This window comes from Pseudomonas sp. NPDC089395 (assembly GCF_044749525.1).
Taxonomy (GTDB): Bacteria; Pseudomonadota; Gammaproteobacteria; order Pseudomonadales; family Pseudomonadaceae; genus Aquipseudomonas.
In genome coordinates, this window is the sequence record NZ_JBIVID010000001.1 from 847,581 (window position 1) to 865,245 (window position 17,665).

Below are 17,665 nucleotides of genomic sequence, written 5' to 3' on the forward strand. Positions count from 1 at the left end.
ATTTACTGGTTGGTATAAATCTGGTCGAACACGCCACCGTCATTGAAGTGGGTCTTCTGCACGGTGCGCCAGTCACCAAAGGTCTTCTCCACCGACAGGAAGTCGACTTTCGGGAAGCGGTCGGTGTACTTGGCCAGCACCGTCGCATCACGCGGGCGCAGGTAGTTCTGCGCAGCGATTTCCTGGGCCTGCGGCGACCACAGGTACTTCAGGTACTCCTCGGCCACGGCCTGCGTGCCTTTCCTGGCCACTACCTTGTCGACCACGCTCACCGGCGGCTCGGCTTCGGCCGAGACGCTCGGGTACACCACCTCGAACTGATCGCGACCGAACTCGCGGGCGATCATCTCGGCTTCGTTCTCGAAGGTCACCAGCACGTCGCCGATCTGGTTGGTCATGAAGGTCGTGGTGGCGGCGCGGCCACCGGTATCGAGCACCGGTGCCTGCTTGAACAGCTTGCCGACGAAGTCGCGGGCCTTGGTTTCGTCGCCGCCTTGCTTGAGCACGTAGCCCCAGGCCGACAGGTAGGTGTAGCGGCCGTTACCCGAAGTCTTGGGGTTGGGCACGATCACCTGCACGCCGTCCTTGAGCAGGTCTGGCCAGTCCTTCAGCGCTTTCGGGTTGCCCTTGCGCACGATGAACACGGTGGCCGAGGTGAACGGTGCGCTGTTGTTCGGCAGGCGCGTTACCCAGTTGTCCGGCACCAGCTTGCCGTTGTCGGCCAGGGCATTGATGTCGGTGGCCATGTTCATGGTGATGACATCGGCCGGCAGGCCATCGATCACCGCGCGCGCTTGCTTGCTCGAACCGCCGAAGGACATCTGCACATTGACCTTCTCTTTGTGCTCGGCTTCCCAGTGCTTCTGGAAGGCCGAGTTGTAGTCCTTGTAGAAGTCGCGCATCACGTCGTAGGACACGTTGAGCAGGGTCGGGGCGGCCTGGGCGAGGTTGCCCAGGGCCAGGCCTGCGGCCAGCAGCGAGGCGCTGAAGAGCTTTTTCACGAAGCATTCCTTGTTCTGGTTCAAAGGTTTGGCCATTTGCCAGCGACTATAGCGTTTCGCTATGCGCCGCTTAAAGACCGAATGGCTCTTTGCTTATGCGCTTTGCATGGGCTGCTTTTTGCACCCATCGGCATTAGGTATCTAGCCACTGCCAGCGCACCGGGCTACTTAAGCTCGCGCCTTCATTACCGGAGGACGAGCCGACCATGGATACCACACGCAACCTGAACGCCGACGAGGCATACCACCCCCACCTTGAGCAGGCATTCCAGGACCGGTTCATCTCCGGGCGCCTGCCACCGTGGCTGCGTCAAGCCAGCGCGCAACACCTCTCGTCGATGGCCGAGGCGCTGCACCAGAGCTTGAGTATTCGCCATCAGCTCAGTGCGGTGCTGGCGCGTATCGAGGGGGTCGAGAGCTTTGCTCACACAAGGCTGGAGCAGGCGCTGGAGGCGCGTTGCGACGCGACTTTCAACGTCAGGCAGTGGTCGTTCATCGCGGGGCGTCGGGAGCCGGTAATCAACAGTCAGCCGGTGGGGGCTCACCTCACCGAGGTGGTGTATGCCGACATGCCGCTGCTGGAAGCAGCCTTGCGCAATTTCACCCCCGAGCAGACCGAACCCGGCGGCCAGCCGCGTGGCAATCGCCTGACCAGCGCCCGCCAGGGCGCGATCAAGCCGCCCTCGGCGCTCGACTTCGCCAGCCTCTGCCGCCAACTGGACCTGGGTGGGCAGTACCAGCGCCACCTCGACAGCGTACTGACCGACAACGTGGCCGTCCTGCTGGGCGATGCACAACGCCAGCAGATGCTGCTCGACGCCTGCAAGGCCCGTTACACCGGTGTGCTCGACGAGGAGGAGCTGCAACTGATCGTCGGCCTGTGCCGCGACGGTGTGCTACCCCGCCTGCAGGGGTACCCGGTGGTGGCCAGGCAACTGCGCCTGCTGGGCTGCAACCTCGAACAGATCGTGGTGCTGGATGTGATCGAGGAAGGGCTGTTGCGCAACACCACCCGCCGGGTGCTGGCGTACGTACCGGGCGACCCCACCGGGCCGTGGAGTGTGTTCAGCAGCCTGAGGCGGCTGGCCAATGACCTGGGGCGGCGCATGCGCAAGCGCGACTACCAACGTTTTTTCAGCCGTTTCGTGCGACGCCGCGACAGCCAACCGTTCTTCACCATCGTCAGCGAGGCGTATGCCGACCTGGCGATCTGGGCCAACTACGACCTCGAAGAACATGTGATCGGCTACCGACGCCCGCTGTTCGAGGTGCTCGGCCATGCGCGCATCAGGCAGATCAAGGATGATGCGGCGATGATCGCCGTGCCCACCGCGGAGCTCGACCGTGAGCTGCAGCAGGCCCATGACCGGCGGCTCGCCGCAGAGGGCTGGGCATTGCTCAACCTGGCAGGCCTGTTCATTCCGGTAGTGGGGGCCGGCCTGTTGGCGGTCACTGCCTGGGAGCTGCTCGGCGAGGTGTATCACGGCGTCGAGGCCTGGCGCCTGGGCGACAGCCGTGAAGCGCTCGATCACCTGAGTAATGTCGCCACCGACCTGGCCTTGATGGGAGCGACCGCTGTCGGCGTTGGCGTTGCCCAGCGTGCATGGCAACGCTCGGCCTTTGTCGACAGCCTGGTGCCGGAACAGCTGGAAGAGGGCAGCATCCGGCTGTGCAACCCGGTGCCAGCCGATTATCGCAGTGCGCCGCCCCCGGCGCAGGCGCAGGTAGACGAGGAGGGTGTGTATCGCCTCGAAGACCAGGCGTGGGTCGCAATGGACGGGCATTACTACCCGGTGACGCAAGGTGCCGAAGGCGGCCAGTGGCAACTGCGACCGCGTGCCGAATACGGCCCGAGGCTGTGCAGCAACGATGCCGGCGGCGGTTGGCGACTGTGGTACGAACAGCCCGCGCAGTGGGAGGATGACTACTACCTGTTCCGGCGTTTTGGCGGGACATTCCGTGAATTGGATGACGAGCAGATCGACCAGGCCTTGGTCGCTCACGGCCTGAGCGCCGACCCAATGCGTGCGTGGCATGTCGAGGGGCGTGCGCCGGAGGCGGCCCTGGCCGACAGCGTCGAGCGGTTCCGCCTGGACCGACGCATCGGTGATCTGATCGAGAGCCTGCGCGCCGGCGAACAGCGCGATGATGCCCTGGTGCTGCAGCAGGCCCGCAACCTGCCTGGCGCGCAGGGGCTTTCGGATCAGCAGTTGGCCGAGTGGGCGTCCGGCCATCGTCGGTTGCTGTTCCAGCGTGCCTACGATGCCATGCAAAGGCCGTCGAGTACCGAGAGCGCAGCATTGCGCCGGGCTTTCCCGAGTTTGCATGAACCTGCCGCGCTTGCCTTGCTGCGCGATGCGCGGGTTAGCGACCGCCATCAGTTAGCCGAGACCGGGCGGGTGCCGCTGCGGGTGGCCGAAGCGGCGCGCCTCCAGGCCATGCGTATCCGCCAGGCACGCGTGTTCGAGGCATTCTACCTGGTGACGCCCCAGCATGCAGACCTTGCCCGTGTCGCGCTGGCCATGCTCGAACACTTGCCTTCTGGCGCGCAGGTGCGCTGGTCGCTGTACGACGGCGACGCCCTGGCGCCGCTGCTGGTGACGGGTGAGGGTGGCGCATCTCGATATGGGCTGCGCTACCAGGACGGCCAGTTTCACCTGCTGGATGCTGAAGGTAACGCGCAGGGCGAAGCCGGCGAGCTGTTCGACGTCATCGCCGGTGCCTACGACGATCACCAGCGCGTTGCCCTGGGCGTGGGAGAACCCTTTGCCCACAACCTGCGGGTGCTGCTCACGCGTCTGGCGGCGGAGCAGCGCGAACAGATGGCAGAGGTGTTGGGGCAGCGCGCTGCCGCTGGCTGGTTCCGCCCACCGCAACGCCTGCTCGATGGTCGGCTCGGCTATCCGTTGAGCGGCCGAGGCCAAGGCGCAGGCGCCGGCCGTCAACGGCCCATGGGCTTGTTCGCCATGGTGCGCGCACTGTATCCGACCTTTTCCGATGCCCAGGTGCTGGCCTGGGTCGAGGACCTGCGCGACAGCGGCGTCGATGTGCAGGCCGAGATCAGCCGGCTCGGCAGCGAACTGACAGCACTCGACCAGCGCCTGGGGCAGTGGGTGCACCAGGCACCGCGCGGCGAGCTGCGCGATGAGCGGCGTTACTTCAGGCGCAGCTTGATCCAGTGCTGGCAGCGCAGGGCTACAGTGGCGACCGCCCCTGTGCCAGCGCCGCAGAACTATCGCTTTGCCATTTTTGCCGCCGCGCCGGGCAACCTGCCCGAGCTGCCGGCGCAGGTCAGTTTTGCCCATGTTTTCGAGCTGGCCTTGCTGGGTATGGAACTGGAAGACATACCCACCGCATTTCTCTGGGCGTTCCCGAACCTGCGCATCCTTGAACTCAATGGCAACCGCCTGACACGAATACCTGCGGCCATCGCGCAGATGGAATCCTTGCGTGAGCTGGACGTGTTCAACAACCGCATCGTGCTGGACGCAGAGCAGGCCGAGGTACTGGCCAGTTGCGAATCGCTGGAATACCTCAACCTGTCGTTCAACCCGCTGGGGCGCGGTTTTGATCTGCAGCGCCTGACCCATTTGCGCCGGTTGTACATGCGCAGTACCCAGCAGCGCAACCTGCCGGCAGCCCTGCTGACCTGCCCGGATCTGCTGCAGGTCGACCTGCGCGACAACCAGATCTCCGCGTTGCCGGCCAGTTACCACCAGGCCCCGGTGTGGACCCGGCGCATGATCATGCTGTGGGGTAACCCGCTGAGTGCGAGTGACCTGCAGAACCTGCAAGCGCCGCTGCCGCAACTGGGCATGGGGCAGCCCGTGGAACAGGGCGCGACCTACGTCCGCCAACGCTGGCTCGACAGCGTCAGCAGCCTGGGGCGTGACGCGTTGTCGTCGAGCTGGCAGGAAGTGGAGATGGAGCCCGGCAGCGAGGACTTCTTCCACCTGCTCGGTCGCCTGCTGGAAACCGCGGACTTCACCCAGCGTGGCGAGGCCCTGGCGGACAGGGTGTTCGTCATGCTGCAGGCAATGCGTGACCATGCCGGCCTGCGGGAAGAGTTGTTCAGCCAGGTCACTCGGCAATTGACCTGCCAGGACAGCGTGGCCTTGTGCTTCAGCGACCTGGAGCTGCGCATGCTGGTGTGGCGTGCGCGGGTCGATGCGGGCGCGGATGGCCAGCAGAGTGCGTTGTTGCACCTGGGCCGGCAGCTGTGGCGGCTGGACGAGGTCGATCGCATTGCCCTGGACGATATCCGCACGCGCCGCGCCCAAGGTGCGAACCCTGATGAGATCGAGGTCGGGTTGGCTTATCGACTGGGGCTGCGCGAGTCGCTCGATCTGCCGGCGCAGCCGGGTGACATGTTTTTCGCCGTGGTGTCCGGCGTCGATGACACACGCCTCGAACAGGCTCGCGAGCGTGTGCAGCGTGCCGAGACCGATGAGCAGGTGGCGGCCTCGCTGGCTCAGCGCGAGTTCTGGCAGGACCATCTGGAGCGCACCCAGGCAGCCCGCCTGGAAGCGGCCGATGCGCCGTTCCACGAACGTTTGCAGGCACTCCTGGAGGGTGCCGGTTCAGTCCCTGAAGCCGAGTACCTGGCCCGGGTCGGGGCAATCAATAGCGAGCGCCAGGCGGCCCGGCACGCCTTGCTCCTGGAGATGACCCGCGAGGCATTGGCGGCGGTCAGTCGCTCTTCCTGAACAGCGCATTGCCACAGCGCGAGCAGAAAGCCGCGCCGTGCTCATGGCTGGCTTTGCGGCACGTCGGGCAGTCGTGCTGCAACTGCTCGCCGCGCATGGCGTTGGCCAGTTCGGCGGTGAAGATGCCGGTGGGCACGGCGATGATCGAGTAACCGGTGATCATCACCAGCGACGACAGCACCTGGCCCAGTGGCGTCTTCGGGACGATGTCGCCGAAGCCCACGGTGGTCAGGGTGACGATGGCCCAGTAGATACCTTTGGGGATGCTGGTAAAGCCATGCTCCGGGCCTTCGACCACATACATCAGGGTGCCGAACACGGTGACCAGGGTCGATACGCTGACCAGGAACACGATGATCTTCTGCTTGCTGCCGCGCAGCGCCTCCATCAGGTAGTGGGCCTGCTTGAGGTAGGGGCTGAGCTTGAGCACGCGGAAGATCCGCAGCATCCGGATCACCCGGATGATCAGCAGGTACTGGGCGTCGCTGTAGTACAGGGCGATGACCCCCGGCACGATCGCCAGCAGGTCGACCAGGCCGTAGAAGCTGAAGGCATAGCGCAAGGGCTTGGGCGAGCAGTACAGGCGGGCCAGGTACTCGACCAGGAAGATCGCGGTGAAGCCCCACTCGATGCCGGCCAACAGGCCCGCATAACTGCGGTGCACCTCGTCGATGCTGTCGAGGATCACCGTGACCAGGCTGGCGAGGATGATCAGCAAGAGGATCTTGTCGAAGCGTCTTCCAGCCACGGTGTCGGTCTGGAAGACGATGACGTAGAGCCGCTCGCGCAGGCTCGCAGGGTTGTTCATGGGCTCGTTCCATTGGGCGATGGCCTGAGCCTAGGGGCTGGCTTTCAGCTGTGCAAGCGGCTGGCGTTGCTGCGCTGGTTGAGTTGCGTCAGGTGGTTGCCCAAGTGCATCAGCCAGCAGGCGACGACGAAGGGCGCGGTCAGCCCGGCCACCGGCAGCAGCTTGAACAGCGGCTGCAACAGCAAGGCCAGGGCGATCGCCAGCAGTGTCACCCAGGGGCGTTCGCCCTGGCGGCTGAAGGCCAGCGCGGCCAAGGCCGCATTGAAACCATACAACCCCAACCAAGCGGCTTGGGCCTGGTCTGCCAGCAGCGCCACGCCACCGCCGATGGCCGAGCCGATCACGGCCCACATGGCCGCGTAAGGGTTGGCAATGAACATGCCGGCGATGATCAGCAACCCGGCCAATGGCTGGTCGAGCAGGAAGATCTGCCCCACACCGCGCGCCAGTGCGTACAGCGGTTCGGCTTCGACGAAGCCGCTGGGCGAAGGTGTGGCCAGCAGCAGGGTGGCCCAGCCCAGCAGTACGAAGGGCGCGGTGTAGGCGATCAGCAATTTGCCGCCGCGCTTGCGCCACTGGTGGGTGATGATGCTGGACAGGCCGCCGGCGGCGATGATCAGGGGCGGCATGATCGCCGACCAGGGCAGCACGGCGCTGATCAGGATGCCGATCAGTACGCCGTTGTAGGAGTACAGCCCGGCCTGGCGGTCGGCGCGGTCATAGCCGCGGCGCTGGGCGGTGAGCAGGCCGGCGAGCGCGCCGAGCAAAGCGCCGCCGACCAGGTTGGGGGCAGTCAGCAGGATGGCCAGCAGGCAACACAAGCCGCACAGGGGGCTGCGCAGCAGCAGCACCTGGCTGAAGCCGTTGAGCAAGGCCGTGGCCCAGTCGGGGCACGGGTTGACGAAATTTTTGGTGTACATGGGCAGTCGGTTAGGTTGATGGGGGCGCGGTGGGCCTCTTTGGGCCTCGGGTTTTCCGCAGCTTTTCTACATTGGTGCAAGGGGAGGGCTTTGCCCTCCTTTCGCGGCACAAGGCCGCTCCTACAGGGTTTTGCGGTCGCCTGTAGGAGCGGCCTTGTGTCGCGAAAGGGGCGCAAAGCGCCCCCGGCGATTTCAGATCAATGTCTCGATCCGCAGCGTATTAGTCGAACCTGGCTTGCCGAAAGGCACGCCGGCGGTGATCAGCAGCGTGTCGCCACGGCTGGCCATGCCCTGGGCCTGGGCGATCTCCAGCGCCGTGGAGACAACCTCATCCACCTGGCGCAGGCGGTCGTTGACCACCGAGTGCACACCCCAGGCCACACTCAGGCGGCGAGCGGTATTCAGGTTCGGCGTCAGGTTGAGGATCGGTGCCCGTGGCCGCTCACGCGCAGCACGCAGGGTCGAGGCGCCCGACTCGCTGTAGTTGACCAGCACCGCCACCGGCAGAATGCCGCTGATACGGCGGATCGCGCAGCTGATGGCATCGGACACGGTGGCTTCGGCCTTCGGCCGGCCCACCTCGAGCTGGGCCTGGTAATCCGGGCCATTCTCCACCTGGCGGATGATCTTGCTCATCATCTGCACCGCTTCCAGCGGATAGTCACCCGAGGCCGTCTCGGCCGACAGCATCACCGCATCGGCACCTTCGGCCACGGCATTGGCCACGTCGGTGACTTCGGCGCGGGTCGGCGCTGGCGAGAAACGCATGGATTCAAGCATCTGCGTGGCCACCACCACCGGTTTGCCCAGCTGGCGGCAGGTGCCGATGATGCGCTTCTGGATCTGCGGCACGCTTTCGGCCGGCACTTCCACGCCCAGGTCGCCACGGGCGACCATGATCGCGTCGGACAGCTCGGCGATGGCCTGCAGCTGCTCGACGGCCGATGGCTTCTCGATCTTGGCCATCAGGTAGGCGCGGTCGCCGATCAGCTGGCGGGCCTCGGTGATGTCTTCGGGGCGCTGCACGAACGACAGCGCCACCCAGTCCACGCCCAGTTCCAGGCCGAAGGCCAGGTCGCGGCGGTCTTTTTCAGTGAGCGGCGACAGGTCGAGTACCGCCTGGGGCACGTTGACGCCCTTGCGGTCGGACAGCTCACCGCCCGCCAGCACTTCGGTGTCGATGGCGTCGCTGTGCTTGGCGGTGACCCGCAGGCGCAGCTTGCCATCGTCCAGCAGCAGGTCCATGCCGGGTTCAAGCGCGGCGATGATTTCCGGATGCGGCAGGTTGACCCGACGGCTGTCGCCCGGGGTCTTGTCCAGGTCCAGGCGCAGGGCCTGGCCGCGTTGCAGCTGGACCTTGCCTTCGGCAAAGCGGCCCACGCGCAGTTTCGGGCCCTGCAGGTCCATGAGGATGCCCAGCGGGTAGTTCAGCTGCTGCTCGACTTCGCGGATCCACTGGTAGCGCAGGGCGTGGTCGGCGTGCTCGCCGTGGCTGAAGTTGAGGCGGAAGATGTTCACCCCGGCTTCGACCAGTTGGCGAATGTCGTCGATGCCGTTGATCGCAGGGCCGAGGGTCGCGAGGATTTTGACTTTTTTATCAGGCGTCATGATTGGGCAGTCTCGAGGATCAGGATGGCGCGGAAGTCGTTGACGTTGGTACGGGTCGGTTCGGTGACGATCAGCGCGTCGAGCGCTGCGAAGTAGCCGTAGCCGTTGTTGTTGTCCAGCTCGTCGCTGGCCGACAGGCCCAGGGCCTCGGCGCGGGCGTAACTGTCTGGCGTCATGAAGGCGCCGGCGTTCTCTTCCGAGCCGTCGATGCCGTCGGTGTCACCGGCCAGGGCGTACACGCCCGGCAGGCCCTTGAGGCTTTCGGTGAGGCTGAGCAGGAACTCGGCATTGCGCCCGCCACGGCCATTGCCGCGCACGGTCACGGTGGTTTCGCCACCGGACAGGATCACGCACGGCGCTTTCAGCGGCTGGCCGTGCTGGACGATCTGCCGGGCGATACCGGCATGCACCTTGGCCACTTCGCGCGATTCGCCTTCCAGGTCACCGAGGATCAGTGGGCTGAAGCCTGCCTGGCGCGCCTTGACGGCCGCGGCCTCAAGCGACTGCTGGGGCTTGGCGATCAGTTGGAAGTGGCTGCGGGCCAGGGCCGGGTCGTTGGGCTTGACGGTTTCCGAGGCGGGGTTGTTCAGCCAGTCGATGACGGCTTTGGGGGCTTCGATGTTGTAGCGCTTGAGGATCGCCAGGGCATCGGCCGAAGTGCTTGGGTCGGCCACGGTGGGGCCGGAGGCGATGACCGTGGCCAGGTCGCCCGGGACATCGGAAATCGCATAGGTGTAGACGGTGGCCGGCCAGCAGGCCTTGGCCAGGCGCCCGCCCTTGATCGCCGAGAGGTGCTTGCGCACGCAGTTCATCTCGCCGATGGTGGCGCCGGACTTGAGCAGGGCCTTGTTGATCTGCTGCTTGTCGGCCAGGGTCAGGCCTTCGGCCGGCAGGGCCAGCAGGGCGGAACCGCCGCCGGAGAGCAGGAAGATGACGCGGTCGTCTTCATCGAGGTTGCTGACCAGCTCCAGCACGCGCTTGGCCACGGCCAGGCCGGCGGCATCGGGGACCGGGTGGGCGGCTTCGACCACCTCGATCTTCTGGCAGTTGGCGCCGTGGCCGTAGCGGGTCACGACCAGCCCGGAGACTTCGCCTTGCCAGCTCTTCTCGACCACTTCGGCCATGGCGGCAGCGGCCTTGCCGGCACCGATGACGATGACCCGGCCGCTACGGTCGGCGGGCAGGTAGGGTTCGAGGACTTGGCGCGGGTGGGCGGCGGCGATGGCTGTGTCGAACAGCTCGCCCAGAAGTTTTTGCGGATCGACCGACATGGCAGGCTCCCAGAATTCTTGTTGTTCTCAAAATCGAAAACGCCCCTGGAACTGCCTCCGTGCAGGCCGAACCAGGGGCGGGTGTTGCTCGGTGTCACCCATGGACCTGTGGTCGCAGGTTCATCGGTGTGCAATTCATCGCCGGCAAGCCGGCTCCCACAGGGGAGGGTGTGCAGTCCTTGTGGGAGCCGGCTTGCCGGCGATGGGGCTGCAAAGCAGCCCCATGCTTCAAATCACTTGTCGTCGCGGATCGAGAAGTTGGCCATGTGCTCCAGGCCTTTGATCAGCGCCGAGTGGTCCCAGTTGCCGCCGCCCAGGGCCTGGCAGGTGTTGAACACTTGCTGGGCGTTGGAGGTGTTGGGCAGGTTGATGCCCAGTTCCTTGGCGCCTTGCAGGGCCAGGTTCAGGTCCTTCTGGTGCAGGTTGATGCGGAAGCCTGGGTCGAAGGTGCCCTTGATCATGCGCTCGGCGTGCACTTCGAGGATCTTCGACGAGGCGAAGCCGCCCATCAGTGCTTCACGTACCTTGGCCGGGTCGGCGCCGTTCTTGGCGGCGAACAGCAGGGCTTCGGCGACGGCCTGGATGTTCAGGGCGACGATGATCTGGTTGGCGACCTTGGCGGTCTGGCCGTCGCCGTTGCCACCCACGCGGGTGATGTTCTTGCCCATGGCTTCGAACAGCGGCAGGGTGCGCTCGAAGGCTTTCGGGCAGCCACCGACCATGATGCTCAGGGTCGCGGCCTTGGCACCGACTTCGCCACCGGACACCGGGGCGTCCAGGTAGGCGGCGCCGGTGGCCTTGATCTTCTCGGCGAAGGCCTTGGTGGCGGTCGGCGAGATCGAGCTCATGTCGATCACCACCTTGTTCGGGCCGACGCCTTCGGCGACGCCGTTCTCACCGAACAGCACGCTTTCGACCTGCGGGGTGTCCGGGACCATGACGATGATGAATTCGGCTTCCTGGGCAACCTCTTTCGGGTTGGCCAGGGCCACGGCGCCAGCGGCGATCAGGTCAGCCGGGGCGGCGTCGTGGTGGGTGGAAACGAAGATGCTGTGACCTGCTTTCTGCAGGTTCTGAGCCATGGGCTTGCCCATGATGCCGGTGCCGAGGAATCCGATTTTAGCCATGAGAACTTACCTCTTTGTAATTGTATGAACAGGCGACTTGGCCTCTGTAGGAGCGGCCTTGCGTCGCGAAAGGGGCGCGCAGCGGCCCCACGATCTCAGCCACGCTGGAATATTGCCGGGGCTGCTGCGCAGCCCTTTCGCGACACAAGGCCGCTCCTACAACAGGTTCAGCGCGGGTTCTTAAATTGCGTTATGAGTCTTCAGCCAGCCAAGGCCCGCTTCAGTAGTGGTCAGCGGCTTGTACTCCGCGCCCACCCAACCCTGGTAACCGATGCGGTCCAGGTGTTCGAACAGGAAGCGGTAGTTGATCTCACCGGTGCCTGGCTCGTTGCGGCCTGGGTTGTCGGCCAGCTGGATGTGGTTGATCAGGTTCAGGTTGGCTTCCATGGTGCGAGCCAGGTCACCTTCCATGATCTGCATGTGGTAGATGTCGTACTGCAGGAACAGGTTGTCGCTGCCCACTTCGGCCTGGATGTCCAGGGCCTGCTGGGTGGTGTTCAGGTAGAAGCCCGGGATGTCGCGGGTGTTGATCATTTCCATGACCAGGCGAATACCGGCAGCCTTCAGCTTGTCGGCGGCGTAACGCAGGTTCTCGACAAAGGTCTTGCGCACGGTGGCGCAATCCGGGCCTTGCGGGCGAATGCCGGCCAGTGCGTTGATCTGGGTGTTGCCCAGCACCTTGGCGTACTCGATGGCCTTGTCGACACCGGCGCGGAACTCTTCGACGCGGTCGGGGTGGCAGGTGATGCCACGCTCACCTTTGGCCCAATCACCGGCAGGCAGGTTGAACAGCACCTGGGTCAGGCCGTGGGCGTCGAGCTGGGCCTTGATTTCAGCTGCGCTGAAGTCGTAGGGGAACAGGTATTCGACACCGCTGAAACCGGCGTCGGCAGCAGCCTTGAAGCGGGCCAGGAAGTCCTGTTCGGTGAACAGCATGGACAGGTTGGCAGCGAAGCGAGGCATGAGTTGTCTCCTTGCGATGAAGGCCCCCAGAGCAGCCCTGGGGGCGTCAGGCGATCAGTCGAGCAGCGAGATGGCGGTTGGCGCGTCGTTTCCGACCAGGGCGAGGTCTTCGAACTCGTTGACCGCGTTGATCTCGGTGCCCATGGAAATGTTGGTCACACGCTCGAGAATCACCTCGACCACCACCGGTACGCGGAACTCTTCGGCCATTTTCTGCGCCTTGAGCAGGGCAGGGGCGATATCGTTCGGCTCGAACACGCGGATGGCCTTGCAGCCCAGGCCTTCGACCACGGCGACGTGGTCGACACCGTAGGTGGCGGCATCGGTGGAGTTGATGTTCTCGAACGCCAGTTGTACACAGTAATCCATGTCGAAGCCACGCTGCGCCTGGCGAATCAGGCCCAGGTAGGCGTTGTTCACCAGCACGTGGACGTAAGGCAGGTTGAACTGCGCGCCCACCGCCAGCTCTTCGATCATGAACTGGAAGTCGTAGTCACCCGACAGCGCGACCACTTTGCGTTTCGGGTCGGCCTTGACCACGCCCAGCGCGGCAGGGATGGTCCAGCCCAGCGGGCCGGCCTGGCCGCAGTTGATCCAGTGACGTGGCTTGTACACGTGCAGGAACTGCGCGCCGGCGATCTGCGACAGGCCGATGGTGCTGACGTAGCAGGTGTCCTTGCCGAAGACCTGGTTCATCTCTTCGTACACGCGCTGCGGCTTGACCGGCACGTTGTCGAAGTGGGTCTTGCGCTGCAGGGTAGCCTTGCGCTCTTGGCACTCTTCCAGCCAGGCCTTGCGGCACTTCAGCTTGCCAGCGGCTTTCCACTCGCGGGCCACTTCGAGGAACACGTCCAGCGCCTTGCCGGCATCGGAAACGATACCCAGGTCCGGGGTGAACACACGGCCGATCTGGGTCGGTTCGATATCGACGTGCACGAACTTGCGGCCTTCGGTGTAGACATCGACAGAACCGGTGTGGCGGTTGGCCCAGCGGTTGCCGATACCGAACACCAGGTCGGATTTGAGCAGGGTGGCGTTGCCGTAGCGGTGCGAGGTCTGCAGGCCGACCATGCCGACCATTTGCTCGTGGTCGTCAGGGATGGTGCCCCAGCCCATCAGGGTCGGGATCACAGGCACGCCGGTCAGTTCGGCGAACTCCACCAGCTTGTCGCTGGCGTCGGCGTTGATGATGCCGCCACCGGCTACCAGCAGTGGGCGCTCGGCGTCATTGAGCAGGGCCAGGGCTTTTTCGGCCTGTACGCGGGTGGCGGACGGCTTGTTCACCGCCAGCGGCTCGTAGGCGTCGATGTCGAATTCGATCTCGGCCATCTGCACGTCGAACGGCAGGTCGATCAGCACAGGGCCTGGACGGCCGGTGCGCATTTCATAGAAGGCTTTCTGGAAGGCATACGGCACCTGGCCGGGTTCCAGAACCGTGGTGGCCCACTTGGTGACCGGCTTGACGATGCTGGTGATGTCGACGGCCTGGAAGTCTTCCTTGTGCAGGCGGGCACGCGGGGCTTGGCCAGTGATGCAGAGAATTGGAATGGAGTCGGCCGACGCACTGTACAGGCCGGTGACCATGTCGGTGCCGGCAGGGCCGGAAGTGCCGATGCACACGCCGATGTTGCCCGGGTTGGCGCGGGTGTAGCCCTCGGCCATGTGCGAGGCACCTTCGACGTGGCGAGCGAGGACGTGATCGATGCCACCGACTTTCTTCAGGGCCGAGTACAACGGGTTGATTGCAGCCCCCGGGATGCCGAACGCGGTATCTACACCTTCACGGCGCATGACCAGAACGGCTGCATCGATTGCTCTCATTTTGCTCATGGGTTGTGCCTCATCGATTTTGTAATTGTATACAACTTGCTTTGTGCCAGAGTGTATTCACGGCTGGCGGGCTAGGTCAATGGATTTTCATCGGGGGAGGTGGCTTTCGTCGGAGCGCCCGTAAGAACTGCGCTTCGTCTGATCGTGCACGATCGTTTCAAAATATTGTATACAAAAATATTCCGCGTTGTGTTCTATTTGTGCAATCGATTTTTCACCTGCCCTCAGGGCTTCTCACAACAAGAAGAGGACCTTTCCATGAACGCTTTGAACCTGAAAGTCGCTGTCAGCCTGGTCAATGCCGCGCTGGCGGCGGGCCGCAAGATCAACGCCGCACCGTTGACGGTGGCGGTGCTGGATGCCGGCGGGCACCTGCTGGCGCTGCAGCGCGAGGATGGGGCCAGCCTGATTCGGCCGGAAGTGGCCACGGGCAAGGCCTGGGGGGCAATTGCCCTGGGCAAGGGCTCGCGCCTGCTGGCGTTGGATGCCCAGCAGCGGCCGGCGTTTTTCGCGGCGTTGAATGGTCTGGGTGAACGGCCGGTGGTGCCGGCGCCAGGTGGCGTGCTGATTCGTGATCAGGACGGCAAGGTGCTGGGTGCGCTGGGGATCAGCGGTGATACGTCGGATATTGACGAGCAGTGCGCGATCAGTGCGATCGAGGAGGTGGGGTTGAAGGCGGATGCGGGGGTGGCTGCCTAAAGCTTTTGGCTGTACTGGCCTCATCGCCGGCAAGCCGGCTCCCACAGGGACACCACTGCCCTCCTGTGGGAGCCGGCTTGCCGGCGATGAGGGCGCCTAGGCCCTATCAGGCCGCCTCAGGCTCACACCCTTTGAGCACCAGGCGAATGATGGTTTCCGCCGCCGCTTCATAATCACTGTCGGCCAACTTGGCCTTGCCGGTGATCACCGAAATCTGCCAATCGAAATCGGCATAGGTCTGGGTCGCCGCCCAGATGCTGAACATCAGGTGATGCGGGTCGACATGGGCGATCTGCCCACGCTCGATCCAGCGCTGGATGCACTCGATGTTGTGGCGTGCCTGTTCGTTGAGCTGCTCGACCTGATTGGGCGACAAATGCGGCGCACCATGCATGATCTCGCTGGCGAACACCTTCGAGGCATGCGGCAGATCGCGCGAGATGCGGATCTTCGAGCGGATGTAGGAACTCAGTACTTCCTTCGGATCACCGTCGGCATTGAACGGCGTCGACGCCTGCATGATCGGCGCGATGATGCTCTCCAGGACCTCGCGGTAGAGGTTGTCCTTGGATTTGAAGTAGTAGTACACGTTCGGCTTGGGCAGGCCGGCCTTGGCGGCGATATCGCTGGTCTTGGTGGCAGCGAAGCCCTTGTCGGCGAATTCCTCGCTGGCCGCGCGCAGGATCAGTTCCTTGTTGCGCTCGCGAATGGTGCTCATGGTCGGGGATCTTCCTCGTGTCTGGCCACCTCTAAGGTGACCGGCCATGGTAGCACCGCCTTCGACAAGCGCTCAAGGCAGCGACTTTCGGCTAGACTCCGGCCCATTCATTCAACGGGAAGCGACAAACATGGCAGGCAGCAGTCTACTGGTACTGATCGATGACATCGCTACGGTACTCGACGACGTCTCGCTGATGACCAAAATGGCGGCGAAGAAGACCGCAGGCGTGCTCGGCGACGACCTGGCGCTCAATGCCCAGCAGGTCACCGGCGTGCGCGCGGAGCGCGAGATCCCCGTGGTCTGGGCGGTGGCCAAGGGCTCGTTCATCAACAAGGCGATCCTGGTACCGGCAGCGCTGCTGATCAGCGCGTTCATCCCCTGGGCGGTGACGCCGTTGCTGATGATCGGCGGTGCCTACCTGTGCTTCGAAGGCTTTGAGAAGCTGGCGCACAAGTTCTTGCACAGCAAGCAAGAGGAGGCGGCGGAGCACAGCGTGCGGGCCGAGGCCGTGGCCGATCCGAATGTCGACCTGGTGGCCTTTGAGAAGACCAAGATCAAGGGCGCGGTGCGCACCGACTTCATTCTGTCGGCAGAGATCATCGCCATTACCCTGGGCACGGTGGCGGATGCGCCGCTGAGCCAGCAGATCATCGTGCTGTCGGGGATCGCCATCATCATGACCGTCGGCGTTTACGGGCTGGTGGGGGGCATCGTCAAGCTCGATGACCTGGGGTTGTGGATGACCCAGAAGGCTTCGAAAGTTGCCCAGGCGGTAGGTAATGGCATCCTGCGTGCAGCGCCGTACATGATGAAGAGCCTGTCGGTGATCGGCACCGCGGCGATGTTTCTGGTCGGTGGCGGGATTCTGGTGCACGGGATCGAGCCGTTGCATCACGCCATCGAGGCATTCAGCGCAGGGCGGGGCGGGGCGCTGACCGGGGCGTTGCTCAATGGTGGCGTGGGGATTGTCGCGGGTGCCGTGGTGTTGGCGGTCGTGGCGGTGGCTGGGAAGCTGTGGCGGGCTGTAAAGCCTGCAACCTGATGTGAATGGCCGGGGCGAGGCCCCGGATCGCCGGCAAGCCGGCTCCCACATGTACCTCGCATTGCGCAATAGCTGTGGGAGCCGGCTTGCCGGCGATGGGCCGCAAAGCGGCCCCAAAAGATCAGAAGTGAACCTTGACCAGGAAGCTTGCAGTGTTCTGGTCGGTGGTGAACGCATCGGAATCCTTGATCCCATACTTGTTCTTCCAGTAGTCGTATTCGAAACCGACGTACAGCTGCTTCTCGCCCAGGTGCAACGCCTTGCCCAGGTCGTACTTGACCTGCGGGTTGAAGTGCAGGTTGGCGTGGTATTCACCGCGGCTGTTCTCGTCGTTGTCGACTACCCAGTCCATGAAACCGTCGATGAGGATGTCGGACGACCCCACAGGAATGGTGTAGGACCACACCGGGGTGATCTGCCAGACGTTGTCGCCCGCGCGGCTGCCGTCGGTGGTGCGATTGTAGAAGTTCAGCTGGAAGTAGTCGAAGCCCGGGATGGCCAGGTCGAAGCCAGGGCCGATCAGGTAGGACTCGGTGTCACCCTCGCCGAACTCGTAGGTCATGGCCAGCAGCACGTCCTTGACCGGGCCGAACTCCAGCTTCTGGTCGAAGATCTTGCCGAACGACAGGCGCGGGCTGAATTCACCGTAGTAGGTGTTGTCGCCGTTGTTGAAGTCCTTCTGGCCGTTGTAGAAGATCTTGTCGACGAAGAAGAAGTTGTCGCCGTACTTCCAGCCATCGGCGTGCTCGAAGGTGACCGTCTGCTGGATCTCGGGGTTGACCTTGAAGTTCTTGCCCCAGAGGTAGGTCAGGCTGTTGTTCTGCCACTGCAGCAGGTCGCCGGCGAAGGTGGTGCCGCAGGCCAACAGGCCGCCCGCGAGAATCAGGCTGTTGATGGTACGCATTGCGAGAGTCGCTCCCTTGTTTTGATCTGTTGTCAGCGCTCGTAAAGGCGCTGTTCTTGTCTTTT

13 protein-coding genes are annotated in these 17,665 nt (G+C 64.1%); 3 read left to right on the forward strand and 10 right to left on the reverse strand.

Annotated features, from left to right (window positions below; translation table 11 throughout):
- Window positions 1-2 precede the first annotated feature (2 nt).
- Entirely contained in the window at window positions 3-1,001 is a 999-nt protein-coding gene (locus ACIPZG_RS03960) for a sulfate ABC transporter substrate-binding protein (RefSeq protein ID WP_400710407.1), read from the reverse strand.
- 206 nt (window positions 1,002-1,207) lie between these two features.
- Between ACIPZG_RS03960 and ACIPZG_RS03965 the strand changes: the two genes are divergently transcribed.
- A complete protein-coding gene (locus ACIPZG_RS03965; RefSeq protein ID WP_400710410.1) occupies window positions 1,208-5,707 on the forward strand; it encodes an NEL-type E3 ubiquitin ligase domain-containing protein in 4,500 nt (1,499 codons plus the stop codon).
- Here the strand turns inward: ACIPZG_RS03965 and ACIPZG_RS03970 are convergent.
- The 7 genes from ACIPZG_RS03970 to gcl form a co-directional block, all read right to left on the reverse strand.
- Complete coding sequence (locus ACIPZG_RS03970) at window positions 5,691-6,515, reverse strand: ion transporter (protein ID WP_400710413.1); 825 nt, start codon at window positions 6,513-6,515, stop codon at window positions 5,691-5,693. The genes ACIPZG_RS03965 and ACIPZG_RS03970 overlap by 17 nt on opposite strands.
- Before the next feature lie 44 nt (window positions 6,516-6,559).
- Window positions 6,560-7,435: an urea transporter gene (locus tag ACIPZG_RS03975; RefSeq protein ID WP_400710416.1), complete on the reverse strand. Its 876-nt coding sequence runs from the start codon at window positions 7,433-7,435 to the stop codon at window positions 6,560-6,562.
- 192 nt (window positions 7,436-7,627) lie between these two features.
- A complete protein-coding gene (gene pyk, locus ACIPZG_RS03980; protein ID WP_400641841.1) occupies window positions 7,628-9,043 on the reverse strand; it encodes a pyruvate kinase in 1,416 nt (471 codons plus the stop codon).
- Window positions 9,040-10,314 (reverse strand): glycerate kinase, encoded by a 1,275-nt coding sequence (locus tag ACIPZG_RS03985; RefSeq protein ID WP_400710419.1) that lies wholly within the window; start codon window positions 10,312-10,314, stop codon window positions 9,040-9,042. Before ACIPZG_RS03985 ends, pyk begins: the two co-directional genes overlap by 4 nt.
- Before the next feature lie 233 nt (window positions 10,315-10,547).
- A complete protein-coding gene (locus ACIPZG_RS03990) occupies window positions 10,548-11,441 on the reverse strand; it encodes a 2-hydroxy-3-oxopropionate reductase (RefSeq protein ID WP_008091658.1) in 894 nt (297 codons plus the stop codon).
- 180 nt (window positions 11,442-11,621) lie between these two features.
- The gene (gene hyi, locus ACIPZG_RS03995; RefSeq protein WP_400710422.1) at window positions 11,622-12,404 is read right to left on the reverse strand and encodes a hydroxypyruvate isomerase; all 783 of its coding nucleotides are present in this window, start codon (window positions 12,402-12,404) and stop codon (window positions 11,622-11,624) included.
- Between the two features lie 54 nt (window positions 12,405-12,458).
- Window positions 12,459-14,234, reverse strand: a complete 1,776-nt coding sequence (gene gcl, locus ACIPZG_RS04000) for a glyoxylate carboligase (RefSeq protein WP_400710424.1) — start codon at window positions 14,232-14,234, stop codon at window positions 12,459-12,461.
- Between the two features lie 258 nt (window positions 14,235-14,492).
- On the opposite strand from gcl, the gene ACIPZG_RS04005 reads away from it, so the two are divergent.
- On the forward strand, window positions 14,493-14,933 hold the full coding sequence (locus ACIPZG_RS04005) for a heme-binding protein (protein WP_400710427.1): 441 nt from the start codon (window positions 14,493-14,495) through the stop codon (window positions 14,931-14,933).
- 106 nt (window positions 14,934-15,039) lie between these two features.
- On the opposite strand, the gene ACIPZG_RS04010 is transcribed toward ACIPZG_RS04005, so the two are convergent.
- The gene (locus ACIPZG_RS04010; protein ID WP_008091651.1) at window positions 15,040-15,651 is read right to left on the reverse strand and encodes a TetR/AcrR family transcriptional regulator; all 612 of its coding nucleotides are present in this window, start codon (window positions 15,649-15,651) and stop codon (window positions 15,040-15,042) included.
- A 130-nt stretch (window positions 15,652-15,781) separates the two neighbouring features.
- Between ACIPZG_RS04010 and ACIPZG_RS04015 the strand changes: the two genes are divergently transcribed.
- Window positions 15,782-16,696: a DUF808 domain-containing protein gene (locus ACIPZG_RS04015; RefSeq protein WP_400710430.1), complete on the forward strand. Its 915-nt coding sequence runs from the start codon at window positions 15,782-15,784 to the stop codon at window positions 16,694-16,696.
- Between the two features lie 121 nt (window positions 16,697-16,817).
- Here ACIPZG_RS04015 and ACIPZG_RS04020 read toward each other — a convergent pair whose 3' ends face one another.
- Window positions 16,818-17,600, reverse strand: a complete 783-nt coding sequence (locus tag ACIPZG_RS04020) for an outer membrane protein OmpK (RefSeq protein WP_400710433.1) — start codon at window positions 17,598-17,600, stop codon at window positions 16,818-16,820.
- Window positions 17,601-17,665 lie beyond the last annotated feature (65 nt).

Coding starts and splice junctions, on each gene's coding strand:
- ACIPZG_RS03965 (WP_400710410.1), top strand. CDS start 1,208: ATGGATACCACACGCAACCTGAACGCCGACGAGGCATACCACCCCCAC.
- ACIPZG_RS04020 (WP_400710433.1), bottom strand. CDS start 17,600: ATGCGTACCATCAACAGCCTGATTCTCGCGGGCGGCCTGTTGGCCTGC.
- gcl (WP_400710424.1), bottom strand. CDS start 14,234: ATGAGCAAAATGAGAGCAATCGATGCAGCCGTTCTGGTCATGCGCCGT.
- ACIPZG_RS04005 (WP_400710427.1), top strand. CDS start 14,493: ATGAACGCTTTGAACCTGAAAGTCGCTGTCAGCCTGGTCAATGCCGCG.
- ACIPZG_RS04010 (WP_008091651.1), bottom strand. CDS start 15,651: ATGAGCACCATTCGCGAGCGCAACAAGGAACTGATCCTGCGCGCGGCC.
- ACIPZG_RS03985 (WP_400710419.1), bottom strand. CDS start 10,314: ATGTCGGTCGATCCGCAAAAACTTCTGGGCGAGCTGTTCGACACAGCC.
- hyi (WP_400710422.1), bottom strand. CDS start 12,404: ATGCCTCGCTTCGCTGCCAACCTGTCCATGCTGTTCACCGAACAGGAC.
- ACIPZG_RS03975 (WP_400710416.1), bottom strand. CDS start 7,435: ATGTACACCAAAAATTTCGTCAACCCGTGCCCCGACTGGGCCACGGCC.
- ACIPZG_RS03990 (WP_008091658.1), bottom strand. CDS start 11,441: ATGGCTAAAATCGGATTCCTCGGCACCGGCATCATGGGCAAGCCCATG.
- pyk (WP_400641841.1), bottom strand. CDS start 9,043: ATGACGCCTGATAAAAAAGTCAAAATCCTCGCGACCCTCGGCCCTGCG.
- ACIPZG_RS04015 (WP_400710430.1), top strand. CDS start 15,782: ATGGCAGGCAGCAGTCTACTGGTACTGATCGATGACATCGCTACGGTA.
- ACIPZG_RS03970 (WP_400710413.1), bottom strand. CDS start 6,515: ATGAACAACCCTGCGAGCCTGCGCGAGCGGCTCTACGTCATCGTCTTC.